This window comes from Chromohalobacter beijerinckii (assembly GCF_023061185.1).
GTDB lineage: Bacteria > Pseudomonadota > Gammaproteobacteria > Pseudomonadales > Halomonadaceae > Chromohalobacter > Chromohalobacter beijerinckii.
In genome coordinates this window covers 239,519-264,208 of record NZ_JAKGAK010000002.1, presented here as the reverse complement: position 1 = coordinate 264,208, position 24,690 = coordinate 239,519, and the positions used below count along the sequence as shown (strand labels likewise).

Below are 24,690 nucleotides of genomic sequence, written 5' to 3'. Positions count from 1 at the left end.
TTTCGACCAAGGACACTGTCATGACCAACGACACCACCATGACCGACGACACAACACCACAGGCAACCGACAAACGCCGCCTGCCGCCACGCGGCAAGTGGCTAATTCTGGCGATTCTCGTCGTGCTCTGTTTGATCTGGCTCGGCTTCGCCATCGCTCATCGCGTGACCCACGTCAGCGCTCAGGACGCCCGCGTCATGGCCGATCAGATCACGGTCAGTAGCCGCCTGGACGGTCGCATCACCGACTTCACGCTCACCGAGGGCGATACCCTGAAGCAAGGTGACGCCGTGGCATCGCTGTACAGTAAGCCCGATGAGCGCAAGATGGCATCGCTCGAGGCCAACGTCGCCGCGCAGCAGGCTCAGCTCGACTACGAGAAGGCACGTTTGGCGATGGCCCAAAAGCAGCTTGAAGGCGGCATGAACTTGACCCATCAAGACCTCGAGGCCAGCCAAGCCGCCGAGGAGGCCGCGCAGGCACGACTCACCGAGGCCGAACGCGAGTTCAAGCGCGCCGACACGTTGTACAAGAAGAAGTCGGTCTCCGAACAGCGCCGCGATCAGGATTATTACGCCTATCAGGCCGCCAAGGCCGAGCACGCCCAGGCGCAACAAGAAGTGGAAGTCAGCCAGGCGCTGGCCGACAACGCCCAGGTGGGCTTCATAAACGGCTCGCAGATGCCACTGCCCAACCCCGACGTGTTGAAAAAACAGGTGGGAATCGCCGAACAAAATCTCGCCGCCGCCCGGGCCAAGCGTGACGAGGAACGTCTACGCCTCGACGACCTGCATATCACGAGCCCCAGCGACGGCGTAATCAACAAGACATTGGCCGATCAGGGCGAGTACATCAGTGCCGGGCAACCGATCCTGATGATGCACGACCCCGACAAGCTGTGGGTCGAGGCCAACGTCAAGGAGACCGACATCGGCGAGCTACGCGAAGGCCAGCCGGTGTCGATCACCGTCGACGCTTTCCCGGACGCCACCTTCAAGGGCCATGTCAGCGTCATTGGGCGCGCCGCGACCAGCCAGTTCGCGCTACTGCCGGACCCCAACCCTTCCGGCAACTTCACCAAGATCACCCAACGCCTGCCGGTGCGCATCCAATTCGACGATGGGCCGACCGAGCTGATCGGCCCTGGGATGATGGTCGAGGTAGATATCGACGTCAGCGACGCCGAACCGCGCGATCACGGCTGAGTAAGACGGGCCTAGCGCAAGCGATTGCTCACTTCAAGCCTTCGGCCTGCATGGCGCGCTGAACCGAGTCCCGTTCGGCGATGCGCGCCACGAAACGCTGCAAATGGGGCCACGCGTCCAGCGAGACATCCACCACCTGCGCCCAACTGAGCACCGTAAATAGGTAAGCGTCCGCCACGCTGAAGCGCTCGCCCATCACGTATTCACGCGACGTCAGGCGCTCGTTCATCAGCGATAGCCGCGTCTCGAGATTTTTCTGAGCGATACCACGCCAGGTCTCGCCGCTATTGGGCTTGAAGAACGGACTGAAGTTCTTGTGCAGCTCGGTGGAGATGAAGACCAGTTGGCTCAATAGTTCGAAATACGCCTTGCTACCCGGGGAAGGCGCCATCTCGGCCTCCGGTGCGAGATTGGCGACGTAGAGAAGAATCGCCGCCGCCTCGGTCATCACCTCACCGTCGTCCAACACCAAGGCGGGCACGTACCCATTGGGACTGATCGCCCGATAATCCTCGCCGCGCTCCGTTTTCTTGGCAGCCAGATCCACTTTCTCGATCTCGTAGGTCAACTCCGCCTCTTCCAGCGCGATGTGCACGGCCATCGCGCAGCTACCCGGCTTGAGATACAGCTTCATGTCATGCGCTCCATGATTGTCCTATTGGGTTTTAAAGGTGTGCGCTCACTTCGCCCGAGGCGCTTTCAATGCCTGGCAATGACGCGCTACCGACAGCGCCACAACGGCGCTGGCATCGGTGGTGATCTCGCTGCCCCAGAATGCCGCGTAGGCGGTCTCGAATTCCAGTGCATGCAAACGCTCGCCGATGCGTGTCACCTCGTCGGCAGGCAACGGAATATTGTTGGGGTACGACCACATGAACGACGCCATGCGATCCGGCGTGACTAGCAGCGTGTCTCCGGTCAACAATGTACCGTGCGCTTCCCAATGCAGCACGCTGGCACCGGGGAAATGCCCGCCCAAACGGTGCACCGTCACTCCGGGCAGCACCTCCAGCGTCTCGCCCTCCCACGGAGTGAGCGCTTCATCAGGCACCATGATCCATTCGCGATCCGCTGCATGCACATACACTGGGCACTTAAACGCACGGCCCCAGCTCGCCATGGTGGCGTAGTAATGTGGGTGCGAAATGACGATGGCCTTTAGCCCGCCCAGCGCCTCGATCAACGTGATCGTCGCCGCATCCAGCAGGCTAAGGCAATCCCACAACACATTGCCGTGGGGCGTGCGCAGCAAGAACGCCCGCTGGCCAATGGCGAATTTCGGCACCGTGCCCAGCGCCAGTAGTCCCGGCGCCATCTCGCGAAAGGTATTGGTATGCCCCGCCGCAAGCGCCGTAGGCGTCGTCCACTGCTGGCCCGATGCCGGCACGTACTGCCGCTCGTCCTCGCATACCGGACACCGCGCCGGCGGCGCCTCGCTCGCGGGATATTGCACCCCGCATGTTGCACACAGAAACCCCGGTAACATCATCCGTCCCTCTCCCTCGTGTTAGCGCTTGTCCACGCTTTGGCGGCGAGCAGCGCCTCCGCCATTTCCACGAAGCCGTCACCATGGCTGGCATTACATAGCCAGCGTGGAGGCCGAGGCAATTGATCGAGGCGCGTGACTAAGTTGGCAACGCCCACACTCAGCGGGTGGCGCTGGAAAAGAGACGCATCATTGGGCGCATCACCGATGAACAAAACACGATCTCGGCGTTCTTCGGGACGAAGGCCAAGATCATGCTCAAGCACCCAATCCGCCATGGTGGCCTTATCATGATCGCCGAACCAGGCATTGACGTGAATCGAACTGGCTCGAGCACTAGCACCAGCGTCATGAAAAGCCGCGATTAGACGTGCAATTGCGTCATCATCAAGGGGCGCTACATCTTGTCCATGGTCGACAGCCACATCGGCCAGGCGGTAACGCTGGTCGGCGGCCAATCGGGATCCGGGTACGGCGCGCATCGCTTGCTCGGCAATCGCTAGCAGTTGGTGCTGTTCTTCATGCAGTGCTGTCAGCGGTCGCACGCTGTGAATGTCCAGTCCACCCGACAGCGTGCGCCGAAACCGGAAGGCCCCGCTTTCGCCGATGACTGCCGCGACCGGCCAGGCGCGAACGAGATGATCGCACCAGCCAGCGCAACCGCCGGTGACCGGAATCACCGTAATACCGGCGGCATCGAGTCGCTCCAGTGCAGCCAGCGTTGTACTCGCAAGGCGACCATGGCGAGTCAAGGTATCATCGACATCGGTCAGCACCACCGACACACCGGCCAACGTCTCACGTGGCGCACATTGCAACGGCTGGGGAGCGCTCATGCGGTATCCTCGCGGGCAGTAGTGTCCGAGGCGCGCGCCGATAGCGCGCTGTCGATAGCCTCGAGAGTGGCGATATGTACGGCGACGCCGGCACGTTCCAAGCGCTGCGTCATGGCATCGGATGGCGCTCGGTCGGTGACGATGCCATCGAGTACGCTCAGCGGCGCCACTCGCTCGAGTACGGTCTGGGCGAATTTGGTGTGGTCGACGAGTAGGTAGGTCCTTTCGCTGCGCGAAATCAGCGTGCGCTTGACCCAAGCAGCGTCACGGTTGACGTCGAGAATGCCTTCTGGCGTCAAACCGCTGGCGCCGATGAAAGCGATGTTGGCGTGAAAACGGGTCAGATAGTCGGTCGTGTCCTGCCCGAAAACACCGCCTTCACGGGCATTGAAGTCGCCGGGGCACAAGATCAGTCGAGACGCCGAAGACGCCATCGCGCGCGCTACGGGGTAGCTATTGGTGATGACGGTCAGCGCTTGTCCGTTGGCCGCCAACTGCCAAGCAAGCTGAGTGGTCGTGGAGCCGGCGTCGATCATCACGACCTGACCGGGTTCCAGCAGCCGGGCAGCGGTATGAGCAATAGCCCGCCGCTCGTCGACCGTCGCTTGCTCGCGCTCATCGATGGGCGGCTGAATCCCCATCGGGCGCGCCACGGCGCCACCATGGGCACGGTCGAGTAACTCCTGGTCGCTGAGTGCATCCAGATCGCGGCGTATCGTCTCGGCGGTCACCCCAAAGCGCGAGGCAAGCGTCGCAATGCGCACGTGGGGCGTATAGCGCAGAACCTCGAGGATCTGAGCATGACGTTCGTCCTTGCGCGGCTTACGGCTCATGACGCTAAGACTCCTTAACACATTTAGCAAGGCTACCTGGGTCGCTATTTCCCACACTTTAATCTGTGTTTTGCCACATTGTATTGCGACTATTGGCGAACAATGCTGCATTTTTGTTGTAAATACCAATTTAGCTAGTCTAGCCTCCAGATAATCCCACACGAACAATCACAGTCAGGGATACAAGGAGTCCACGCCATGACCCACGATGCTTTTCAAGCGCCCGCATACGCGTCATTCATCACTTCCACCAATGCCCTTTCTGCCTTGTTCCGTGGCATACAGCGCCCGCGCAACCTTTTGGCAACGGCACTATTAGCGGCCCTTCCACTCACGGTTCAGGCTGCCGAAGACTGCTCGCAGCGAGGTGCGCTGGCCTCGATCTACTGCGATGCCGACGGCGATCTGGTCGCCGATGCGCCAAGCGACCCCAGCAAGTACATCGACCCCGAGACGCTGATCTTCGCCTACACCCCAGTCGAGGATCCGGCCATCTATGCCGATATCTGGGACCCGTTCATAGAGCATCTCAGCGAGGTAACCGGCAAGGACGTACGCTTCTATGCCGTGCAGTCCAATGCCGCCGAGATAGAAGCCATGCGCAGCGATCGTATTCACGTTGCGGGATTCTCCACCGGCCCAACGCCCTTCGCGGTCAATCTCGCCGGGGCCGTGCCATTCGCTATCATGGGCTCGGAAGAAGGCGAATTCGGCTATACCTTGCAGCTTTACACGCGCAAGGATAGCGGCATCGACACCATGGAAGACCTAGAAGGCAAGCGTATAGCCCATACCTCGCCGACCTCCAACTCCGGCAACCTCGCGCCGCGCGCGCTATTCCCGAAAGAAGGCATCGTACCGGGCGAAGATTACGAAGTGGTTTACTCAGGGTCGCACGATCAATCGATGCTCGGCGTGGTCGCCGGCGACTACGATGCAGCGCCGGTAGCCTCCGAGGTCGTCGACCGTATGGCGGATCGCGGTCTTTACGATCCAGAAGAGGTCAAGATCATCTACGAGTCCAAGCCATTCCCTACTACAGCTTACACCTACGCCCACAACTTGAAGCCCGAGCTGATCGATAAGATCAAGGAAGCGTTCTTTACCTTCGACATGCGCGGCACCGAACTCGGCGAGGAGTTCGAGGGCGTTACCAAGTTCGTTCCCGTGACATATAAGGAAGACTGGGAAGTCATTCGCGATATCCAAGAAGCCAACGGTGTGAAATACACCCCCGACAACCTGGATGGCTAAACCGCACAAGATGTGTGCCAGGCTTCCGTGGACACCGACCGCCCGGGCTCTATCGCAGGAGCTCGGGCGAGGAGGATGGATATGTTGCGAATCCAACAGCTCGTAAAGCGCTACGGCCACGACGAGCCTGTATTGAAGGGGCTGGATCTTGAAGTACCCGACGAATCGGTGGTCTCGATCATCGGTGCGTCAGGGGCCGGCAAGAGTACCTTGCTACGCTGCATCAACCGGCTAGTCGAGCCAACCTCTGGCAGTATCGAGCTTAACGGTGCCGAGTTGACCCGTTTGCACGGCAATGAACTCCGCAAGGCACGGCGACGCATCGGCATGATCTTCCAAGGCTTCAACTTGGTAGATCGTTTGACCGTAATGGAGAACGTGCAGTGCGGACGCCTGGGTTACATCCCCTACTGGCGCGCCGCGCTACGCAAATACTCGACCGAGGACATCGACCGGGCCTACACGCTCATGGAACGCGTGGGGATTGCCCATTACGCCAACAAGCGCGCCGATGAACTCTCCGGTGGAGAGCGCCAACGCGTTGGTGTGGTTCGCGCCCTGATGCAAAATCCGGAAATTCTGCTCGCCGACGAACCCACCGCCTCGCTCGATCCCGTCAGCTCACGTCAAATCATGGAATTGCTGCAGACACTCGCACAAGAGCTGCAACTGCCGGTACTGATCAACATTCACAATGTCGCCGAAGCGCGCGAATATACGCAGCGCATCGTCGGGATGCGTTTCGGGCGGCTGATTTTCGATGGCAAGCCCGAGGACCTCGATCAATCCGCGATGGATACCGTTTACAGCGGCACACCGGCGGAAGACCGGCAACAGGCCGAACAGGACACATCCAAGGCGGTGGTCTCATGAACGACGCCACTCCATCCCGCACTTGGCGAAAGCCGCCCTTTATAGCTAATCCGTGGCTACGCTGGGGGCTGATAGTCGTCGCGCTCATCTATCTGAGTTGGGCAGCCTCTACCCTCCCGTTCGACTGGACCCGAGTCAGCCAAGGCATGGAACGTGCAGCGCGTATATTCTCGGGTGCCTTTCCCCCCAATTTCTCGCGTCACGATCTGTTGATCAAAGGTTTCCTGGAGAGTCTCCAGATCGCCATTCTTGCCACCTTGCTAGGGCTCGCGCTGAGCGTGCCGATCGCATTCATGGCGGCACGCAACATCGCCATCAAACCGATCTACCTGATAGGACGCGCGCTGATTATCATCACCCGCAGCTTCCATCCGGTGATCGTCGCCATTCTGTTCGTCAAGGCAGTCGGCTTCGGCCCGGTGGCGGGCATCCTGACGCTCACCATTTACTCGATCGGCTTCGTCGCCAAGATGCTTGCCGAGCGTATCGAGGAAATCGACTGGGGGCAGGTTGAGGCACTGCGCGCCAGTGGCACACGCTATCTCACGGTGCTGCAATTCGCCGTGCTGCCGCAAATCATGCCACGTCAGATAGGCCTGTCGATCTATCAACTCGACAGCAATCTGCGTGCTTCAGCCGTCGTGGGTATCGTAGGCGCGGGGGGTATCGGCTCCACCTTGATGAATGCCTTCGGTCGCTACGATTATGACTTCGCACTGGCCATCACGCTGGTGATCATCGCCGTGATTCTAGTCAGCGAGGCCATAAGTGGACGTATCAGGAGGGCGATCTGGTGACACAACCATCCGTGGCCGAGCGCGCCTGGTCGCGCTACACCCCCAAACAGCGTTGGAAACGTTTCGCAGGCCTTATCGTGGTGGCACTGGCAGTCACCTGGTCGGTAGCAACCCTGGATGTCATCTGGCCTTGGGTCTGGGATGCGCCGGTACAGATCGGTGACTTATTCCGGCGCATGGTGCCACCGGAATTCAGTAACTGGCGGGCGATTTTCTGGGCACTGGTCGAAACACTCAATATCGCCACCTTGGCAACCTTCGTGGCAGTATTCGTGTCGCTGCCGATCGCCTATATCTCGGCGCAGAACACGACTCCTAACCGGTTCACCTTGTGGCTGGGGCGCTTCATCCTGGTTTCCAGTCGCTCAGTGAATACGCTGATCTGGGCGCTGTTGTTTGTCGCGATCTTCGGGCCGGGCGTGCTGGCAGGGATCATTGCCATCATGTTCCGTTCGCTGGGCTTTCTCGGCAAACTGATGGGCGAGGCCATCGAGGAAATCGATCGCCGCCCGGTGGAAGCCCTGGAAGCGACCGGCGCGTCACGCGCCAAGGTCATCCTCTATGCCATCGTGCCGCAGGTAATCCCGACCTTTTTCGCCGTCAGCATCCTGCGTTGGGACATCAACCTGCGCGAATCCACCGTACTCGGCCTAGTGGGCGCCGGCGGTATCGGCGTGATTCTCCAGGGCGCCATCGACACCTTGGCCTGGCCCACCGTCGCCACCGTGTTGCTCGCGATCATCGTGCTCGTCATCGCCGGTGAAGCTGTCGCCGCCTGGCTACGCAAGAAGGTCATCTGATGACATGTCGCTACGAGATCAGATTGGTCGCGATATCCGTCACCCAGCCTGCCACTCGAATGCCGGGATAGCGCCTCACCGGCGCTGGGCACTATGTCTGACACACGACGAAGCCTGCCCACACTACGAAAACCGGGCGCTTGAAAGCGCCCGGTCGAAAGTAAGCATTAACTTTTTCCTGGCTTAGCGTTTGAAAAAGTTGCTTTTAACGAGGTCGACGACGTCTTCCATACGACCGTTGAGAACTGCTTTAGTGGAGTAGAGCGCGGTGGAGGCGACTTCACCGGCAGCTACCTTGGGCGGCATGACGAGTTCCATACGGTTGACCTTGACGTCGAGCAGTGCCGGCCCCTCATGGGCGAGCCATTCGATGATGGCAGGTTCGAGCTGGTGCGACTCCTCCACTCGCCTGCCCCAGATGCCCATGGCCTGTGCCAGCTTATCGAATTCGGGATTCTCGAGATCGGTATAGCTGTCGAGCAGGCCTTCGACCTTCTGTTCCAATTCGACGAAGCCCAGCGAGCTATTTTGTTGTAGACGACGATCTTGAGCGGCACCTTCTCCTGCTTGAGGGTGAGGAGATCGCCCATCAGCATGGTCAGGCCGCCATCGCCACACATGGCGATGACTTGCCGTTTGGGAAACGCTTTCTGAATGCCGATAGCCTGCGGATAGGCGTTGGCCATGGTGCCATGGACCAGGCTAGAAAGCGTACGGCGCTGGCCATTGGCGTGAATGTGACGCAGCATCCAGACCATAGGGCTACCGGTATCCGCAGTAAAAATGGCGTCGTCGGCGCCCTGCTCGTCGAGCGCCAGGGTGAGTTCCTGCGGGTGGATCAGCGAGTCGTCGCGGGAGTCATGAGCGTCATGCGTCAGCGCTTTCTGGTACTGCTTGCGGCAACTATCCAGCCACCGGGTATCGGTCTGTTCATCGATCATCTTGGCCAGCGCCAGGCAGGTATCGCGCACACTGCCGACCAGACCGATGTCTACTGGATGGCGCTTGCCGATCTGCTGCGGGTCGATATCCACCTGAATGATCGTCGCTTTCTCGGGGTAGAACTGTTCCCAGGCGAAGTTGCAGCCCAGCAGCAGGAGCGTGTCGCATTCGGCCACGGCGTGATAGCCGCCCGCCAGGCCGAACACGCCGGTCATGCCGACCTCGAAGGGGTTGTCGGGTTCGATGAAGTCCTTGGCGCGCGAAGTCCAGGCGATCGGCGCGTTGAGCTTGGCCGCCAACGCCATGACTTCGCTGCGTGCGTGCTCACAGCCGGATCCGGCGAAGATGGAAATCTTGCCCCCCTTATTGAGCTGTTTGACGGCGGGGACGAATTCCTCGGCATTGGGCCGCACGATGGGATCGAAGCGATGCGCGCGAAACGGTAGATCCTGGCTCGGCTTCTGGGTGAATATATCGCCAGGCACGACCAGCACCGCAACGCCGTTCTTGTTCAGGGCGGCTTGCGCGGCCAAGGCGGCCATCCGCCGCGCCTGATCGGGATTGGCGATCGACTCGCAGAACACGCTGTACTGTGAATAGATCGGTATGGGATCGACATCTTGCGGAAAGCCGATGCCAGCGTCCTTGGTAGCCACCTGTGAGGCAATCAACACCACCGGCGAGCCGCTGCGATGCGCCTCGAACAGCCCATTGACGAAATGCAGGCTGCCGGGGCCGCAGGTACCGGCGCAAAGCGCCAGTTCGCGGGTCATGTAGGCCTCGCCGCCCGCGGCAAAACCACCGACTTCCTCATGGCGCACATGAATCCATTCCAAAGCATCGCTGCGCCGAATAGCGTCAGTGAAGTGATTGATGGTGTCGCCGACGACGCCGTAACAGCGCTTGGCGCCCGCGTCTGCCAGTGTTTCGACGATGATATCGGCCACGTTACTGTGACTGCTCATGCGATTCCCTCCGCATCGGTGCCCTTGAGAGGCACGTAAACGTGATCGCCACGCCAATGCGTGGCGCCTCGCTCTCACTCTAGGCCCGACGAAGGTCGATCTCCAAGCCCGGTGGTGTTGCTGGACGGTGTCATCGTGTAGATACGACGGAGAAGCGACGCGCCGCTTGTCGTTGCCTTGCCGCAGACAGGCGATGCGTTTCTTTTTGGACGCTACCTCGTTGCGGGTTTGACAGCTGGCCAGGCAGTGCCATTTTGACAGCTGGCCAGGCAGTGCCATGTTGAAGCTCTGTCATCATTGAAACGCCGTCTTCGCTTACGGGAGCTAGCATGGCCAGTCAGAAACAGATCATCGAGACGCTGATGCAGCGTCACGGTCGAACTTTTGCCAGTGAGCTGGGAGCTCGCCAACAAGGTGTCGCGGGAAGATTACCCCAAGCTGATGGCCGCCTTGGTGCGCTGCAAATTGGCGAAGGATGCCCAGGGCGTGAAGAAAGCGGCCGAGGCCTGACAGCTACCATTGACGCTGTGGATCGCTTCACGATACACGCACCGCACCCGGCGTCTGCCCGGTCGACCGCTTGAAAGCACGACTGAATGCGGCCTGAGAGCCATAGCCCAGGCGCCAGGCGACCTGCTCGATCGATAATTGCTTCTCGGCGATCCACTGCGTGGCCAGACGCATGCGAAGCTGGGTGACATAGCCGAGCGGTGACACGCCCAGCGAGCCGCGGAAGCGTTCGGCGAATACCGAGCGCGAGCTGCCCATCTCCGCCGCCATGGCGGCGACCGTCCAGTCGCGGCCGGGCTCGCGGTGGACAGCGGCGATGACCTTGCCCAGACGCGGATCGCGCAACGCCTCGATCCAGCCACCGATGTCGGCGCAGCCGCATTCGACCCAACCACGCACGATGCTAGCGGCGACCACGTCGGCCAATCGCGAAAGAATGCCGGCGGCGCCGGCCCGCTCATTTCTCGCGCCGCTTGGGGCGAGTCCGCTTCACGGGCCAACGCTTTGGCATCCAACGGCGCATTGAGTTGTTGTTCGACCCAACGGTGCATCTCGTCGTCGGCCCCTAACGCATCGATCTGTTCGGTGATCATCGCCTGTTCTTGTTCATCGATGTGGCCATCGGCACGAGCCGCCATGATCATCGCCTGCAAGAGTTCCAGACTACGCCGCTCCTGGTACTCGCCATCGAGCACCTCGACACGTTCGCCCTCGCCAGCGTCTTGTGGCTCGCTGCCCGAACTTTTGTTTTGAGAACTTTGCCATGCTTTCCAGGCCAATACGCCAACACCGGCGATCGCGCCGTACTTGAGGGCTTTACCGCCCAGTTTGCGACCGCGCTTGGAGCCAACCAGCATGCCCATGGCACCACCGCCGAGCAGGCTTTTCATATCGAAGCCGCCCGCAGATCCCCCACTGGACTTGCCGTCTGAGGAACTTCCGCCCAGCTGTTTCGAGAGGCCACCCAGCATGCCTTTTACATCGACACCGCTGCCCTTCTGGCTACCACTGGCTTGTTGCATCAACTGCTGCAGTATCTTGTTTGCGTTCATTCCCTGGCTCCTCCAGTGATCACTGACGACACTGCCCCAGGCGCCCCGTTACGCAACGCCGCTGCCTTCGGAGAAACACTGACACAGTTTCTGCCCACCGCCCATAAAAAAGCCACGCCCGAAGGCGTGGCATTCCCTTGAAGCCCCTTTGAACAGGGGTCTTGGCGGCGATTTATCGTGATTATGGTGACGAGGGCCGGATCGCGCGATCAGGCATCTTCCTCGTCAGCGCCGCCGTCATTGGTACTACCGCTGCCGAGGTAATCGGCCTTGCTGGAACGTTCGAGCCACAGCGGGTTCGTCCAGGCGGTATCGCCATCGGCATCGTCGACTTCCAGCGCGATCCAGCCGTTGGCGTCGCCAGGAATCTCGAAGGTCAACATCGCATCGGTGCCGTCGAGGGATTGCGTGGCAATCACCTCGCCACTCTCGCCAATCAGGCGCGCTTCCTTGAGGCCGTTGACGGCGGTGGCGTTCACGACCCATTCACCCTTGGCGTCTTCGACCAGGCGCAGGCTGTCGCCGAACATGTGGTTCTCGGGGAACAGCAGCGGCCCTTGGGTCGCGTATCCGTGGCCGTCCTTGAGGGCACGGGCGAAGGCGCGCGGGGTCAACTCGCCGGGCACGTGGCCCATCATACGAATGCGGCCGGTGAGGTCGTTCCAGGCATCGTGAGTGTCCGTGCCCGCCGTGAAGTACAGGCGCGTGCCTTGATCCCACAAGCGATGCGCGGCCTTCAAGGTCGGTTCGTTATCCACCTCGGCATTGAGTTCGAGCAAGTCGAAGCCGGTGGTGAAGCCACCAGGCACCTTGCCATCGCCCAAGTTCTGTAGATAACCATAGGCGTTGTACGGGTGATTCATGGGAATCACCTCGGCACCCAGACGGCGCGCATCGGCGATGATGTCCTGCACGTCATCGGTGCCGGGATCGACCTTGAGCTCACCGTTCATCTCGATGGGAAACGGGTTCATATGGCCCCACGAGGGTGAAATCTCGATGGAGGGAATGAACGGCACGCCACGTTCGGCGGAGAGCTTGCGGAAGGTGTCGTGGTTGGCGGTGGAGTCGTGATCGCTGATGAAGGTCAGATCGAGATCCGTGGCCAACTGGGCACGCACCACCGTATCCGGCGGCGTGGTGCCCTCCAGCACGTTGGCGTGATGATGCAGGTCGGCGCCGTACCAGTGATCGTCGTTGGGTTCGACGAGACGCTCGATCTCGACGGCCTTGTCGATCTCTTCTCCGGTCTCGAGGCTGACGTCCAGCGTCTGCTCGCGAGCCGTGAAACCCGCCCCCGCGTTGACACCCAGGCGGTAATCGCCGGGCGCCAGCTTGAGCTCGGCGTGACCGGCCGGGTCCAGCTCGGTGAAGAAAGTCTGCTTGCCGAGGAATTCTACCGGCGGCTGCTGACCGTCGAGAATGGTCAGGCGTGCGTCGCGCGGCGTGTCGCTCTCGGCGCCGTGAATATCCAGTGATAGCGTACCGGGCCCGCGCATGCCGTCGAAGGTAAGCTTGCGTTCGCTGCCATCGGTGACATTCAATTCGACCGGCTCGGAGTTAGCGAAACCTTCCGCCGTGGCGTAAGCCTGGTACTCGCCTACCGGCAGCGACATCGAGAACTCGCCATCGTCAGCCAGCGTCCAGGCGTAAGGCGCGCCTTCCTTCTCGATCATCACCAGGCCGTTGGCGGGCGCCTCGCCGTCACCATCACTTAGCTGACCATGAACCTCGCCGCTATCGAGGTTCTTGCGTTCGATCTCATTGGCGACCACCGGGGCCAGATCGCCTTCCGGCACGACCTGCAGCCAGCCTTCGAAGCGGCGCGACTCGCCGGCTTTCAGGCTGTGTTCGAGATACATGTCCTGGCCTTCGTAGTTGATGCGGTCGAAATACGGCGCATGCAGGGCGAAGGCCCAATCCTGATCGTAGGCAACCATGCGGTCGGTGAGCGCGTCGCTGGCCTCGGTCTCCTTGGCGTCGCCCAGGCCGGGTACGCCAAACAGATAGCCGGTATCCGGCCACAGCGTGAAGCCGGAGCGAATGCCTTCCAGCGGCTCGTCACCCCGATTGTCGAACACGGTTTCCAGATGCACGCGGTCGCTGTCGGCGTCCAGCGTGTAAGTGGTGGTGACCATCGCCTCGCCGAAGTTGCGGCTAACGCGGATCACCGCACGCTCGGGCGACTTCTCGACGACTTCGACGTCCTTGCTGTCGTTGGGCCAGGCAGACCAGTTATTGGGGATGAAGTCAGCGAAGGCGACGCGATCGAGATCGATCTCGCCACCTTTTACCGCTGCCAAGTCGACCAGAGTGCCGCGTGGCACGCCCCAGGGCGGCCGTGACTCGACGGCCAACGCGAAGGCCAGCTTGTCATTGGCGACGGTGATGTCCTGAGCGTGGGTGGCCTCGCCATCGGGGATGTCGGTGGCGCCGCGTGTAACGCTGACATCGGCCTGGGCTAACGAGGCTGCCCCTAGGGTCAGCGCCGCAAGCGGCGCGAGATGCCATCGAGAATGTGTCATGAGATCCCTCTGATGTTGATTTATTATCCAATGAAACCTTTTCCATTATTCATAATTTTGATTACACGTTCAAATTACTGTCATATTTGCATGATGCTTGCCCTGGAGTGCGCTCCAGGGTTGTAGAATTGAAATACATTGGTCGACAAATACCACGGGGTCTCTCATGGCATGCTGCTGCGGTTCTTCTTCCCCTTCGCCACACGCGGCGCCGCGTTACCGGCGCGTGCTGTGGATAGCGCTGGTGGTCAACGCGGGGATGTTCGGCGTCGAGATGCTGGCAGGGATGAAAGCCGATTCCACCTCGCTGATGGCCGACTCACTCGATTTCCTCGGCGACGCGGCGAACTACGCCATCAGCCTCGGTGTACTGGGCATGGGCCTGCTCTGGCGCGCTCGTGCGTCGCTGGTTAAAGCTGCGACTCTAGCCGGGTTCGGCGTCGTGGTGCTGGGTGTGACACTGCATAACCTGTTCGCGGGTAGCTACCCAGATGCGCCGACCATGGGCGCGGTGGGGGTCTTGGCACTGCTTGCCAATCTCGCGGTGCTGCTGCTGTTGATGCGCTATCGCGAGGGCGACAGCAACATGCGCAGCGTGTGGATCTGCACACGCAACGACGTCATCGGCAACGGCGCGGTGCTACTCGCCGCGTTGGGTGTTTTCGGCAGCGGCACCGCCCTGCCCGACTTGATCGTCGGCGGGATATTCGCCTTTCTCTCGCTGTCCGGCGGCTGGAAGATCGCCCGTCAAGCGCGTGGTGAGCTACGTGAAGCGCGCGACGCCGAACGGCTTGGCACTACCGCCACCGAGTCGCGCTGAGCGCCCGGCCATGCCGGGCCCAGGAACGTCAGGTGTTAAAACTCGATAGCGACATGGCTCTTGGGCGTGCTGCAGCAGCTCAGAATGTAGCCTTCCGCTTCGTCGTCCTCGGTAATACCGCCGTTGTGTTCCATGTTGACGTCGCCCGAGAGCTTCTTGACCTTGCAGGTGCCGCAGATGCCCATCCCACAAGCCTTGGGGATATGTAGGCCGAGCTTGGCAGCGGCGGAATGCACGGTCTCCTCGGGCAGAATGCGAATGCTCTTGCCGCTGGAGCTGAATTCGACCTGCAACATGTCGGCGGTGTCGACGGCTTCCATTTCCGCTTCGGCCTGCTCGGCCAGCTCCTGCACGTCGGCGCGCACCTCGGCGGGTGTGGCGCCAAACGACTCCTCGTGATAATGGCTCATATCGAAGCCGTTGCTCTTCAGCACTTTTTTAACGGCATTCATATACGGCGTGGGGCCGCAACAGAAGATCTCTCGCTCCAGATAATCCGGCACCATCAATTCGAGCATCGCCTGCGCCAGGTATCCGCGGAATCCCGCCCAGGCCACACCGTTTTCATCCCCGCGCTCACAGACGATATGCAGCCGGAAATCGGGGATCCGTGAGAAAATATGTTCCAGCTCGCGGTGAAAGATGATGTCGCGTGGCTCGCGTGCACTGTGCACGAACTGCAGGTCGACGTTGGCGTTGGTGTCGAAGAACCAGCGCGTCATCGACATCAATGGCGTGACGCCGACTCCACCGGAGAGCATGAGCACTTTGTCGGCGGGATAGTCGATGACGTTGAAGTCTCCCACAGGACCATGGACGGCAAGCTCGCTACCGACCTGCAGGTTGTCATGTAGCCAGTTGGAAACGCGTCCATCGGGAAGCCGCTTGACCGTGATCGAGAAGCTGTAGGGCACCGAGGGCGAGCTGGAAATCGTATAAGAGCGCATGATCGGCTCGCCGTCGATCTCCAGCTCGAGGGTCACGAATTGCCCAGGCTTGAAGAAAAACAGCACCGGTTGATCGGCCATGAAGCAAAAGGTGCGAACATCCCAGGTCTCCTGGATGATCTTCACGCAACGCACGTTATGGCGCCCATTGGTCCAGGTCTGGGTAGTGACGGGATTGAAGAAGTTCAAGCTCATGAGATGGCTACCTGGTCGCGCGGCGGTATCTGACTGTCAGACGCATTGTGGGCGCGCCCCGCACCGACCACTTGCCTGCCAACGACACGCGCATGCCTGCGTCAGCCGCCATGACGAGGGCAATCTCCAGCTGACGTCGTCACGGCATCGGCCGATGTCGCGGGCAGACAATCCCCACTAGCGGCAATACGCCACACTCCGTGTCAATCACGCCTCTCACGCACACACTCACTCAATGTCATGGCGCCACCCGTTACCCGACACGGCGCACGAAGAGGAAGAGGATGCCTTCATGGATCTGATCGCTACAGCCGCACTCGACGATCCCTTGGCCGCCGCGCGTGACGCGACCGCCGACATGCTTCGCCAGCGCCGGCGCACGTATTCGCTGCCGCAACCCTTCTATAATGACCCGCGCGTGTTCGCGCTGGACATGCAGGAAATATTCTCCCATGAGTGGCTGTTCGTCGGCATGACCTGCGAGCTACCCGCCAAGGGCAATTACCTGACCGCGCAGATCGGCGACAACCCCATCATCGTGGTGCGCGGCGACCAGGGCACGCTACATGCCTTCCACAACGTCTGCCGGCACCGTGGATCGCGGCTGTGCACTCAGGAGAAAGGCAAGGTCGCCAAGCTGGTCTGTCCCTATCATCAGTGGACCTACGAACTCGACGGCCGCCTGCTGTTCGCCGGTCAGGACATGGGCGAGGACTTCGACCTTTCCGCCCACGGCCTCAAGCCAGTGGCGGTGAAGAGCGCCGGGGGCTTCATCTTCATCAGTCTCGCCGAGCAGCCGCCGGCCATCGACGACTTCCTGGCGACATTGGATGAGTATCTGGCACCCTACGAGATGGATAACGTCAAGGTCGCGGCGGAATCGAACATCGTCGAGCAAGCCAACTGGAAGCTGGTCCTCGAGAACAACCGCGAGTGTTATCACTGCAACGGCGCCCATCCGGAGCTGCTCAACTCGCTTATCGAGTTCGACGACACCGACGACCCGCGCGCTACGCCCGCCTACCGCGACCTTGTCGCCCGCCAGCAGGCCCACTGGGAACGCCTACAGGTGCCCTGGGCACTCAAGCACTTCGGCAAGCGCAACCGTCTGACCCGCACGCCGATGATCGACGGCGTCATGTCGATGACCATGGACGGCAAGCCCGGCTGCGGGAAACTGATGGGAAGCCTCACGAGCCCCGATCTGGGCTCGCTGCGCATTTTGCACCTGCCCAATTCCTGGAACCATTTCATGGGCGATCATGCCGTGGTCTTCCGCGTGCTGCCGCTGGGTCCGCAACAGACCCTGGTAACCACCAAGTGGCTCGTCCGCCGGGACGCCCAGGAAGGCGTCGATTACGATCCCCAATGGCTACGCAAGGTATGGGACGCCACCAACGATCAGGACCGGCAACTGGCCGAGGAAAACCAGCGCGGCATCAACTCCATCGCCTACCAGCCCGGCCCCTACTCAGAGACCTACGAATTCGGCGTAATCGACTTCGTCGACTGGTACAGCGAAACCCTGCTCTCGTACCTGGAGTCGGACACACCCTCGTTGCAGGTCGTGCGGGGCTGAGTCCGAACGTCATGTATTGATATGGCATGATGTGTCATCCCGCGCCGATACCGGCGCGGGATCAACGGTAGAGCTTGCCCTCGCGTCGCGTGGAAAACCAATGCACCGCATGACACACCAACGCCGCGCCGATATCGGCGCGGCGTTGGATATTGGAGGCTGTGCTTATTCGTTCGCGCGCAGGCGAGGCAACAGATGGGTGTCGATCGCTTGGCGTACCGACGGCAGCATTTCGTCGCTGTGCTGCAGCATGTCGTGGATGGCCTCGGGCAGGCCCTCCACTCCAACTTCGTTGTACTTGCATGCGGCCATGCGGGCACAGGTTTCGGGGCCAGCACCATCGGGAATGCGCACGCCCAGCGCTTGTAGGCGTTGACGAAAGTCGTCGCCGTCGATCAGATCCGCGAGCATCATGTCTTCCCCTCCTCGAGTGACGGCGCGCCGGCCGGTGTCACCGGTCGCGGCTGCGATGGTCGTTATTGTGGGTGATCACTGTCGTGAACGCCTGTCGCCAGAGGCGTTACCCGAAGTTTAGGAGAGCGGTGGCAAAATGCCCGCTCCCGCATCGTCAACGTTTGAACACCACGGTGCGCTTGGAATGCAGAAACACTCTGCGCTCCAGATGAAGCGATACCGCCTTCGCTAGGGTCAAGCATTCGATGTCTCTTCCCTTGGCCACCAGATCCTCGGGGTAATCGGCATGACTGACCGGTTCAACCCCTTGGGTGATAATAGGACCTGCGTCGAGATCGTCGTTGATGTAGTGCGCGGTGGCGCCGACCAGCTTGACGCCTTTTTCATAAGCCTGGTGATACGGCTTGGCACCCTTGAACCCCGGCAACAGCGAGTGATGGATGTTGATCGCGCGCCCGCTGAGACGTGTGCACATTTCGCTGGAGAGTACCTGCATGTAGCGCGCCAGGATCACCAGCTCGGCGCCGGTGGCTTCGATCACCTCGAGCACGCGGGCTTCCTGCGCCGCCTTGGTCTCGGGCGTCACCGGAAAATGGTGATATGGCAGCCCATGTCCGGTTACCAGCGATTCGAGATCGGGGTGGTTGGAGATCACCGCGCGAATATCCAGCGGCAACTGCCCGGTGCGATGCCGATACAATAGATCGTGAAGGCAATGATCCGCCTTGGAGACCATGATCACCACCGGCGTGCGACGCTCGGGCGGGGTCAGTTCGAAATCCATCTCGAACTCAAAGGCCCGGGTCGCGAAGTCCGCCTGGAAGGCCTCGGCATCGAAATCGGAGGCCAGCGGCCGAAACTCGGTGCGGATGAAGAAACGCTCACCCAAGCGATCATCGAACGACTGCTGTTCGGTGATGTAGCAACCGCGTTCTTTCAGGAAGCGGGTCACGACATCCACAGTGCCCAGGCGGCTAGGGCACTGCGCGGCGAGGATCCATGTATCGTTACTGCGGCTCATGGCGGCTTTCTCGAGCGACACCGATGCCATATTCTTCCCCCGCATCCAGCAGCCAGCGATACACGTAGTCGGCGAAACTGCGCCGTACGATGAGTTCCCAACGCGACTCGTCCGGGCGACGCAAGATAACGCTGGTCTTGGCGAAGATCGTGGTCACGCCCTTGCCCACCGTAAATTCATGCGGGTCGACATCGTAGACCGTCGACTTCATCAGGACTTCATGCGCCGCTTCCCCGGTGAGTTCGATCAGCGTCTGCCCCGCGCTGACGTCGACGATGGCGACATGCGACCCGCCGAGATGCGCGCGCAGCCGCGTCTCGAGGCCGAAAGTCTCATCGCCGGGCACGATCAGCAGCCACTCGTCGGGTGATAACCATTGCACGGAGCGCTGGCCATCGGCGTCGACGGTGAGCGAATTGGGACGCCCGGGCAGACCAATACCGAGTACCTCGCGTAGCGCTTCGTCGAGGACGATGGCACCGCCACGCAGGATGAGGTGCCCCAGAAATGCTCGCTCGCCAACCACTGCACGGCCTTCCTCTCCAGGCGCGGGCATGCCGCTGCTCTGGAAGGAGTACGCCAGCGGCGACTCGGCGTTAACGGTGGCGTGATCGGCACGGGCGTCGTAGACATGGATCGAGTTAGACATGCTGGCGCTCTCCCTTCGGGTCGACGAATTGGGTACCGACGATTTCGGCTTCATGCACACGCCCATCGGCCATCGGCAGATAGACGCTCTCCCCCATGCGCTGATGGCCACCCTTGACCACCGCCAGGGCAAAGCCGCTTTCCAGCGTCGGGCTGTAATAGCTCGAGGTCACGTGGCCAGCCATGGGCATGGGGATGGCGTGTTTCGGATCGAAGACGATCGGCGCGCCCTCCTCCAGCACCACGCTCGCGTCCTTGGGTTTGAGACCTACGAGATGCTTGCGTCCCTCGCGGCGCGTATCGGAACGCGTCAGCGCCCGCTTGCCGACCCACGGGAACGGCTTGTCGTAGCCGATGGCCCAGTACATGCCCAGATCCTCCGGCGTCACCGACCCATCGGTATCCTGGCCGACGATGATGAAGCCTTTTTCAGCGCGCAGAACGTGCATGGTTTCAGTGCCGTAGGGAGTCAGATCGAAGGCCTCGCCGCGTGCGAACAATGCCTCCCAGACATGCATGGCGTAGTGCGCCTGGACATTGATCTCGAAGGCCAGCTCCCCGGTGAAAGAGATCCGGAACATCCGCGCAGGCACGCCGGCCACATGCCCCTCGCGCCAGTCCATGAACTTGAACGCCTCGCGGTCGAGATCGATATCGGTCAGCTCGGTGAGCAGATTGCGCGCCTCGGGGCCGGTCACGGTCATCGTCGCCCAGTGATCGGTAACCGAGTTGAAGTACACCTCGAGTTCCGGCCATTCGGTCTGGTGCCAAAGTTCGAGCCATTCCAGCACCGGCGCGGCGTTACCGGTGGTGGTGGTCATGAGGAAGTGATTCTCGGCCAGGCAGCTGGTGGTGCCGTCATCCATCACCATGCCATCGTCGCCGCACATCAGTCCGTAGCGCACGCGACCCGGTGCTAACTTCTGCCACTTGTTGGTGTAGATGCGACCCAGGAACTCGCGGGCATCCGGCCCCTGAATATCGATCTTGCCCAGCGTCGAGGCATCGAGAATGCCCACGCCCTCACGAACCGCGCGGCACTCACGAGCCACGGCCTCCGCCATGCTCTCGATCCCGCCGTCGGTACGTTTGCGAGGATAGTACCAAGGACGCTTCCACTGCCCGACATCTTCGAATTCGGCACCCTGAGCGACGTGCCAGGCCTGCATCGGCGTGTAGCGCTTGGGATCGAAGAGCTCGCGGCAGTGGCGTCCGACCACGGCACCGAAGGTCACTGGCGTGTAGTTGGGCCTGAATACCGTAGTGCCGGTTTCGGGAATGCTCTGCCCCAGGCAGCGTGCGGCGACCGCCATACCATTGATATTACCCAGCTTGCCCTGGTCGGTACCGAAGCCCATGGCGGTGTAGCGCTTGACGTGCTCGATGGATTCGAACCCTTCGAGCGTTGCCACCTCGATGGCGCCGGCGGTGACGTCATTCTGCAGATCGACGAACTGCTTGGGCGCACGCAACGTGGTTTTCTCATGCGGCACCTGGAATAGCGCGCAGGCCGGGCCTTCATGGCGCGACGCGACACGCGGCAGGTCCGCGTCGTTCACGGTGGCGTCGAAGCCCAGCGCCGTCGCCGCGTTGACGCCGGCCTCGACGCCGTCCGCCAGCACCTCGCCCAGCGGATAGACGCCATGGGCACCGCCCGTCGCCGTGACGCCCGCCACGGTGGTCGGCACGAAACCGATGATGTCATCGCTCCATACCGGACGCGCGCCGGTATGCGAGGCCAGATGAATCACCGGGCTGTAGCCGCCGGAGCTGGCGATGGTGTCGCACTCGAGCGTCTCGACTTTTTCGGTGACCGTGAAGGCGTCCACGTCGATGGCCGCCACCCGTGCCGCCGAGACGCGTTGCGCCCCTTTGGCCTCGATTACCGCACTGCCGGTGATGACACGAATGCCCGCCGCCTTGGCCTGCGCCACGAGATCGCCCTCCGGCGCGGTGCGGGCATCGACGATGGCCGCCACCTCGCGCCCAGCCTCCTGCCAATCCAATGCGGCGCGGTAAGCGTGATCGTTGCTGGTGGAGAGCACCAGCTTCTGGCCGGGCACCACGCCGTAGCGGCGAATGTAGGTCGACACCGCTCCAGCCAGCAGGTTGCCGGGGACATCGTTGTTGGCATACACCAGCGGGCGCTCATGTGCGCCGGTCGCCAGGATTACCTGGCCGGCACGTACCCGGTGCAGCCGCGAGCGCGACTGGCGATGACCGGCCTGAGACGGCGCACTATCGCCCAGGTGCTCAGTGCGGCGCTCGTGAAGCGTCACGAAATGATGATCGTGATAACCATGCGCGGTGGTACGCGGCAGCAAGGTGACGTTGTCGTGTTTCGCCAGCGCCGCCAATGTCGTCTTCAGCCATTGAGCGGCGGGTTGATCGTCCAGCGTCTCGCGCGTATCGAGCAGCGAGCCACCCATCGTCTCTTGTTCGTCAGCGAGGATTACCCGAGCCCCGGCACGTGCCGCCGCCAGCGCCGCGCTCAAGCCTGCAGGGCCAGCGCCGACGACGAGCAGATCACAATGCCGATGCATGTGGTCGTAGATATCCGGGTCGGGCTGTGTCGGGCTGTGCCCCAGACCGGCCGTCTTGCGGATGTATTTTTCGTAGGTCATCCACATCGAGGCCGGTGCCATGAAGGTCTTGTAATAGAACCCCGGCGGCATGAACGGACTTCCCAGCTTGCCGACCCAGCGCATGATGTCGCGCTGCGCGTCGGGCCAACCGTTGGTGCTGCACGCGACGAGACCGTCGTACAGCGCCTGCTGGGTAGCGCGCACGTTGGGCACCTGGGTCGCCTCCGTCGCGCCCAATTGAACTACCGCATTGGGTTCTTCCGCACCGGCAGCGACGATGCCGCGCGGGCGCGAGTACTTGAAGCTGCGATTGACCAGGTCCACGCCATTGGCCAGCAAGGCCGAGGCCAGAGTATCGCCGGGATGGCCGGTATATGAGCGGCCATTGAAGGTAAAGGTCAACGTCTGCGTGCGGTCGGCCTGGCCGCCTTGCGTCAGGCGGTTGGACTGTGATGCTGTCTGGCTCATGCCTGTGCTCCCTTGACCGACGCCAGGGCGGCGTCACTGGCACCCACGGTCTGCTGGCCGCCCTCGGCAGCCTGCACGCTCGAGGTTTTTTCCTCACGCGCCAGATGCTCGGCGCCCACCGTCGGCTGCTCGCCCATTTTGTAGGTTTCGAGGATCTCGTAACTCACGGTATTGCGCGTGATATTGAAGAACTTGCGACAACCCACCGCGTGCAGCCACATCTCGTGATGGATGCCGCGCGGGTTGTCGCGGAAGAACAGATAATCGCCCCACTCCTCGTCGCTGCAGGCGTCGGGCTCCTCGGGACGAGCGATGTGCGCCTGGCCTTTGGGGTGGAACTCCTCTTCTTCACGCAATTCTTCGCAATAGGGGCAGTAGATATGGAACATGGTGGTTCTCCCTTAGGCACTGTCTGAAAAGTGCCTGCGCTCGATCATACGGCGTTAAAAATAGCCTCAAAGTACTCATTTACGATCTGTAAACTCCGTCTTTTCGCCCATTTTTGCCTTGTCTGATAATCGCTCGTCGACTTTTCAGACGAGTCCTAGTGCGCGACGCCAGCGGCGCCGTGCTCGTCGATCAACGCCCCGCTGTGGAAGCGGTCGATGGAAAACGGCGCGGCGATGGGATGCATCTCGCCCTTGGCCAGACTGGCAGCGAAGACGTGTCCCGAGCCCGGCGTCGCCTTGAAGCCGCCCGTACCCCAGCCGCAATTGAAGTAGAGCCCCTTGACCTTCGTCTTGGAAAGTATCGGGCAGGCATCCGGACAGGTATCGACGATGCCGCCCCACTGCCGGTTCATGCGTACCCGTGAGAAGATCGGGAACATCTCGACGATGGCCTGCAAGGTGTGCTCGACGGTGGGATAGCTGCCCCGCTGGCCGTAGCCGTTGTAGCCGTCGATACCCGCGCCAATGACCAGATCGCCCTTGTCCGACTGGCTGATATAACCATGGACGTGATTGGACATCACCACGGTGTCCAGCACCGGCTTGAGCGGCTCGGAGACCAGCGCCTGTAGCGGATGCGATTCCAGCGGCAGATTGAGACCGGCCATGCTGGCCAACACGCTGGAATTGCCCGCCGTCACACAGCCCACGGTCTTGGACTCGATATCGCCGCGATTGGTATGCACGCCTTGAATCTGCCCATCGCGAATCTTGAAGCCTGTGACTTCGGTGTTCTGCAGCAGATCGACGCCCAGCGCGTCAGCGGCGCGGGCATAGCCCCAGGCCACGGCATCGTGACGCGCCACCCCGGCGCGTGGTTGCCAGGAAGCGCCCATGACCGGATACCGAGCACGCTTCGAGCAGTCCATGATCGGCACCAGCGATTGAACGCCTTCGGCGTCGAGCACTTCACCGTCGATACCGTTGAGGCGGTTGGCATTGACCCGGCGCTGAATGTCACGCATGTCCTGAAGCGTATGGCCCAGGTTGAGAACCCCACGCTGGGAGAACATGACGTTGTAGTTGAGCTCCTGCGAGAGCCCTTCCCAATGCTTCATCGCATGCTCGTAGAGCGCCGCCGACTCATCCCACAGGTAGTTGGAACGCACGATGGTGGTGTTGCGCGCGGTATTGCCACCGCCCAACCAGCCTTTCTCGAGCACCGCGACATTGGTGATGCCGTGCTCCTTGGCCAGGTAGTAAGCGGTCGCCAAGCCATGCCCCCCGCCACCGACGATAATCACATCGTAGCGCGGCTTGGGCGTGGGATTGCGCCATTGGCGTTGCCAATCCTCGTGGTGACGTAACGCGTGCTTGACGAGCCCGAAGCCTGAATAACGTTGCATACCCTCTCCCCTCCGCGGCCCCCGTGCTCTGAACTGGCACGACGACGTGTCTTTACATGCCGCGATGGTAGCCCTGTCGCCCCTTGGGTAGAGTGCTTGCAAACGTCACGGCCGGATGCGTTTGCGACACACCGAGGTAG

Annotated in this window: 21 protein-coding genes and 2 pseudogenes; 7 read left to right on the top strand and 16 right to left on the bottom strand. The window is 61.4% G+C overall.

All coding sequences use genetic code 11. From position 1 onward, the window contains the following. Nucleotides 1–20 precede the first annotated feature (20 nt). Entirely contained in the window at nt 21–1,205 is a 1,185-nt protein-coding gene (locus L1075_RS03265; protein ID WP_246939835.1) for an HlyD family secretion protein, read from the top strand. A gap of 28 nt (nt 1,206–1,233) precedes the next feature. On the opposite strand, the gene gstA is transcribed toward L1075_RS03265, so the two are convergent. From gstA to L1075_RS03245, 4 genes are all read right to left on the bottom strand, one after another. Further along, nucleotides 1,234–1,839: a glutathione transferase GstA gene (gstA, locus tag L1075_RS03260; protein ID WP_246939832.1), complete on the bottom strand. Its 606-nt coding sequence runs from the start codon at nt 1,837–1,839 to the stop codon at nt 1,234–1,236. Nucleotides 1,840–1,884: 45 nt separating this feature from the next. Continuing rightward, complete coding sequence (locus L1075_RS03255; protein WP_246939829.1) at nt 1,885–2,592, bottom strand: MBL fold metallo-hydrolase; 708 nt, start codon at nt 2,590–2,592, stop codon at nt 1,885–1,887. Between the two features lie 98 nt (nt 2,593–2,690). After that, nucleotides 2,691–3,527, bottom strand: coding sequence for an HAD-IIB family hydrolase (locus tag L1075_RS03250; protein ID WP_246939827.1), 837 nt, complete (start codon nt 3,525–3,527; stop codon nt 2,691–2,693). Continuing rightward, nucleotides 3,524–4,360 carry a DeoR/GlpR family DNA-binding transcription regulator gene (locus L1075_RS03245; RefSeq protein WP_052445131.1) on the bottom strand — a complete coding sequence of 279 codons (837 nt, stop codon included), beginning with the start codon at nt 4,358–4,360 and terminating at the stop codon, nt 3,524–3,526. The genes L1075_RS03250 and L1075_RS03245 overlap by 4 nt, the downstream gene beginning before the upstream one ends. A 198-nt stretch (nt 4,361–4,558) precedes the next feature. On the opposite strand from L1075_RS03245, the gene phnD reads away from it, so the two are divergent. The 4 genes from phnD to phnE (L1075_RS03225) all read left to right on the top strand — a co-directional run bounded on the left by phnD (nt 4,559) and on the right by phnE (L1075_RS03225) (nt 8,084). Further along, nucleotides 4,559–5,614, top strand: a complete 1,056-nt coding sequence (gene phnD / locus L1075_RS03240) for a phosphate/phosphite/phosphonate ABC transporter substrate-binding protein (RefSeq protein WP_246939824.1) — start codon at nt 4,559–4,561, stop codon at nt 5,612–5,614. Between the two features lie 81 nt (nt 5,615–5,695). Continuing rightward, on the top strand, nt 5,696–6,487 hold the full coding sequence (gene phnC, locus L1075_RS03235; protein WP_246939822.1) for a phosphonate ABC transporter ATP-binding protein: 792 nt from the start codon (nt 5,696–5,698) through the stop codon (nt 6,485–6,487). Then, entirely contained in the window at nt 6,484–7,284 is an 801-nt protein-coding gene (phnE, locus tag L1075_RS03230; RefSeq protein WP_246939820.1) for a phosphonate ABC transporter, permease protein PhnE, read from the top strand. The genes phnC and phnE (L1075_RS03230) overlap by 4 nt, the downstream gene beginning before the upstream one ends. After that, the gene (phnE, locus tag L1075_RS03225) at nt 7,281–8,084 is read left to right on the top strand and encodes a phosphonate ABC transporter, permease protein PhnE (RefSeq protein WP_246894266.1); all 804 of its coding nucleotides are present in this window, start codon (nt 7,281–7,283) and stop codon (nt 8,082–8,084) included. The genes phnE (L1075_RS03230) and phnE (L1075_RS03225) overlap by 4 nt, the downstream gene beginning before the upstream one ends. A gap of 183 nt (nt 8,085–8,267) precedes the next feature. Here the strand turns inward: phnE (L1075_RS03225) and L1075_RS15710 are convergent, their stop codons facing one another. The 5 genes and pseudogenes from L1075_RS15710 to L1075_RS03205 form a co-directional block, all read right to left on the bottom strand. Further along, nucleotides 8,268–8,702, bottom strand: coding sequence for a thiamine pyrophosphate-dependent enzyme (locus tag L1075_RS15710; protein ID WP_246894345.1), 435 nt, complete (start codon nt 8,700–8,702; stop codon nt 8,268–8,270). Next, nucleotides 8,678–9,991: pseudogene (locus L1075_RS03220) on the bottom strand (thiamine pyrophosphate-binding protein); the annotation flags it as partial. The gene L1075_RS15710 and the pseudogene L1075_RS03220, both read right to left, overlap by 25 nt. 537 nt (nt 9,992–10,528) lie before the next feature. Beyond that, nucleotides 10,529–10,918 (bottom strand): helix-turn-helix domain-containing protein, encoded by a 390-nt coding sequence (locus L1075_RS15790; protein WP_246894267.1) that lies wholly within the window; start codon nt 10,916–10,918, stop codon nt 10,529–10,531. A gap of 41 nt (nt 10,919–10,959) precedes the next feature. Further along, nucleotides 10,960–11,553, bottom strand: a pseudogene (locus L1075_RS03210) (tellurite resistance TerB family protein); the annotation flags it as partial. Between the two features lie 209 nt (nt 11,554–11,762). Then, entirely contained in the window at nt 11,763–14,078 is a 2,316-nt protein-coding gene (locus L1075_RS03205; protein WP_246939818.1) for a CehA/McbA family metallohydrolase, read from the bottom strand. Between the two features lie 166 nt (nt 14,079–14,244). Between L1075_RS03205 and L1075_RS03200 the strand changes: the two genes are divergently transcribed. Next, nucleotides 14,245–14,898, top strand: coding sequence for a cation efflux transmembrane domain-containing protein (locus L1075_RS03200; RefSeq protein WP_246939816.1), 654 nt, complete (start codon nt 14,245–14,247; stop codon nt 14,896–14,898). Nucleotides 14,899–14,933: 35 nt separating this feature from the next. Here the strand turns inward: L1075_RS03200 and L1075_RS03195 are convergent, their stop codons facing one another. Then, the gene (locus L1075_RS03195; RefSeq protein WP_178997925.1) at nt 14,934–16,040 is read right to left on the bottom strand and encodes an FAD-binding oxidoreductase; all 1,107 of its coding nucleotides are present in this window, start codon (nt 16,038–16,040) and stop codon (nt 14,934–14,936) included. A 292-nt stretch (nt 16,041–16,332) separates the two neighbouring features. Here L1075_RS03195 and L1075_RS03190 point away from each other — a divergent pair, with 292 nt between their 5' ends. Further along, nucleotides 16,333–17,619 carry an aromatic ring-hydroxylating oxygenase subunit alpha gene (locus tag L1075_RS03190; RefSeq protein ID WP_040244325.1) on the top strand — a complete coding sequence of 429 codons (1,287 nt, stop codon included), beginning with the start codon at nt 16,333–16,335 and terminating at the stop codon, nt 17,617–17,619. 165 nt (nt 17,620–17,784) lie between these two features. Here L1075_RS03190 and L1075_RS03185 read toward each other — a convergent pair whose 3' ends face one another. The 6 genes from L1075_RS03185 to L1075_RS03160 form a co-directional block, all read right to left on the bottom strand. Further along, nucleotides 17,785–18,033: a hypothetical protein gene (locus tag L1075_RS03185; RefSeq protein ID WP_246894270.1), complete on the bottom strand. Its 249-nt coding sequence runs from the start codon at nt 18,031–18,033 to the stop codon at nt 17,785–17,787. Between the two features lie 154 nt (nt 18,034–18,187). Further along, entirely contained in the window at nt 18,188–19,054 is an 867-nt protein-coding gene (gene purU, locus L1075_RS03180; protein ID WP_246894271.1) for a formyltetrahydrofolate deformylase, read from the bottom strand. Continuing rightward, nucleotides 19,041–19,703 (bottom strand): sarcosine oxidase subunit gamma, encoded by a 663-nt coding sequence (locus L1075_RS03175; protein ID WP_246939814.1) that lies wholly within the window; start codon nt 19,701–19,703, stop codon nt 19,041–19,043. Before L1075_RS03175 ends, purU begins: the two co-directional genes overlap by 14 nt. After that, nucleotides 19,696–22,755 (bottom strand): sarcosine oxidase subunit alpha family protein, encoded by a 3,060-nt coding sequence (locus tag L1075_RS03170; RefSeq protein WP_246939813.1) that lies wholly within the window; start codon nt 22,753–22,755, stop codon nt 19,696–19,698. Before L1075_RS03170 ends, L1075_RS03175 begins: the two co-directional genes overlap by 8 nt. Further along, complete coding sequence (locus L1075_RS03165; protein ID WP_246939811.1) at nt 22,752–23,144, bottom strand: sarcosine oxidase subunit delta; 393 nt, start codon at nt 23,142–23,144, stop codon at nt 22,752–22,754. Before L1075_RS03165 ends, L1075_RS03170 begins: the two co-directional genes overlap by 4 nt. A 155-nt stretch (nt 23,145–23,299) precedes the next feature. Then, on the bottom strand, nt 23,300–24,550 hold the full coding sequence (locus L1075_RS03160; RefSeq protein ID WP_246939808.1) for a sarcosine oxidase subunit beta family protein: 1,251 nt from the start codon (nt 24,548–24,550) through the stop codon (nt 23,300–23,302). Nucleotides 24,551–24,690 lie beyond the last annotated feature (140 nt).